Origin of the sequence: Sphingobium sp. HDIP04 (assembly GCF_000445085.1) — a bacterium.
GTDB lineage: Bacteria > Pseudomonadota > Alphaproteobacteria > Sphingomonadales > Sphingomonadaceae > Sphingobium > Sphingobium indicum.
On sequence record NZ_ATDO01000133.1, the window covers coordinates 1 to 2,346 of the forward strand.

At 67.5% G+C, this 2,346-nt stretch carries 1 protein-coding gene; it reads left to right on the forward strand.

From position 1 onward, the window contains the following. Positions 1 to 2,327, forward strand: a 2,327-nt coding sequence (gene infB, locus L286_RS45055) for a translation initiation factor IF-2 (protein WP_021223989.1), incomplete at its 5' end; no start/stop codon positions are given. Between the last annotated feature and the right edge of the window lie 19 nt (positions 2,328 to 2,346).

Below are 2,346 nucleotides of genomic sequence, written 5' to 3' on the forward strand. Positions count from 1 at the left end.
CCCGTCCGGCGCCGCCGCAAAGCCTGATGTCGCGTCAGGAATTGCAGGCGAAGCTGCTGCGCGAGGCCGAGGAAGCCCGCATGTCCGCGCTGGAGGAAGCGCGCCGCCGCGAAGACGCCCAGCGCCTTGCCGCGAGCGAGGAGGAAAAGCGCCGCGCCGAGGAAAACCGCCAGGCTACCGAAGCGGCCGAGGTCGAAACCACGCGTCAGCCCGAAGTCGAGACCGGGCCGGCCGAGGAAGCCGCCAGGGCGCCTGTCGAGGAATCCGGGTCGACCGCCGCTGATGTTCCGGTCGACGCCGCGCCCTCCGCCGCCGAGCCGAAGTCCGCCGCCTCGACCGCCATGCCGCCGCCGCGCCGCTTCACGCCGGTCGCGCCGGTCAAGCGCCCCGAACCGGCCAAGCCTGACCGCGCCAAGCGCGGCGACGACAATCGCCGCCAGGCCGGCAAGCTCACCGTCACCCGCGCCCTTGCGGATGACGACAGCGCCCGCGCCCGCAGCCTCGCCGCGCTGAAGCGCGCCCGCGAGAAGGAACGTCGCGCCCATTATTCCGGCGGCGCCCAGCAGCGCGAGAAGCAGACGCGCGACGTGGTCGTGCCGGAAAGCATCACCGTCCAGGAACTGGCCAACCGCATGGCCGAAAAGGGCGCGGACCTGGTGAAGGCCCTGTTCAAGATGGGCACCGCCGTCACGCTCAACCAGCCGATCGACCAGGATACGGCGGAACTGCTGGTCGAGGAATTCGGCCACCGTATCCAGCGCGTGTCCGACGCCGACGTCGAAATCGGCATGGAGGGCGAGGTCGACGCGCCCGAAACGCTTAAAGCCCGTCCGCCGGTCGTGACCATCATGGGCCATGTCGACCATGGCAAGACGTCGTTGCTCGACGCGTTGCGCGGCACCAACGTCGTGTCGGGCGAAAGCGGCGGCATCACCCAGCATATCGGCGCCTATCAGGTGAAGACGAAGGGCGGCGACACCATCACCTTCCTCGACACGCCGGGCCACGAGGCCTTTTCGGAAATGCGCGCGCGCGGCGCCAACGTCACCGACATCGTCATCCTGGTGGTGGCGGCGGACGACGGGCTGATGCCCCAGACCATCGAGGCCATCAACCACACCAAGGCCGCCGGCGTGCCGATGATCGTCGCGATCAACAAGGTCGACAAGCCCGAAGCCAATCCCCAGCGTATCCGCGAACGCCTGCTCGAACATGAGATCGTGGTCGAGGATATGGGCGGCGAAACGCAGGACGTGGAGGTTTCCGCGCTCAAGCGGACGGGCCTCGACGATCTGCTCGACAAGATCATGCTCCAGGCCGAACTGCTCGAACTGACCGCCAATCCCGACCGCGCCGCCGAAGGCAATGTGGTCGAGGCGCAGCTGGACAAGGGCCGCGGCGCGGTCGCCACCGTGCTGGTGCGCAAGGGCACGCTCAAGATCGGCGACACCTTCGTCATCGGGTCGGAAAGCGGCAAGGTCCGCGCAATGATCAACGACAAGGGCCAGAATGTGAAGACCGCCGGTCCCTCGACCCCGGTCGAGGTTCTGGGCCTGTCCGGCGTGCCGATGGCGGGCGACCAGCTCACCGTCGTCGAGAACGAGGCCCGCGCCCGCGAAGTCGCCGCCTATCGCCAGGAACAGGCGACCAAGAAGCGCACCACGGCCGCCCCGACGAGCTTTGAACATATGTTCTCGGCGCTGAACACCAAGGTCATCGAATATCCGGTGGTGGTGAAGGGCGACGTGCAGGGTTCGGTGGAAGCGATCGTCTCGTCGCTGAACCGCATCTCGACCGACGAGATCAAGGTCCGCATCCTGCATTCGGGCGTCGGCGCGATCACTGAAAGCGACGTCACGCTGGCGGCCGCCAGCCGCGCCCCGCTGATCGGCTTCAACGTGCGCCCCAATGCCAAGGCGCGCCAGTTGGCGGAGCGCGAGAAGATCTCGCTGCGCTATTATGACGTGATCTACGACCTGCTTGAGGAAGTTCGCGGCGAAATGGCTGGCCAGTTGGCGCCGGAACGCATCGAAACCATCGTCGGCCGGGCCGAGGTGCTTCAGGTCTTCCCGGCGGGCAAGAAGGACAAGGCGGCGGGCCTGCTCGTCCTCGAAGGCATCATCCGCAAGGGTCTGGCAGCGCGCCTCACCCGCGAGGATGTCATCGTGTCGCGCACCCACATCGCCTCGCTCCGCCGCTTCAAGGACGACGTCTCCGAAGTCCGCGCAGGCATGGAATGCGGCGCGGTGCTCCAGGACACCAACGACATCAAGCCCGGCGACACGCTGGAACTGTTCGAGGTCGAGGAACGCGCCCGCACGCTGTGATCCATGTTCCCCCTCCCGC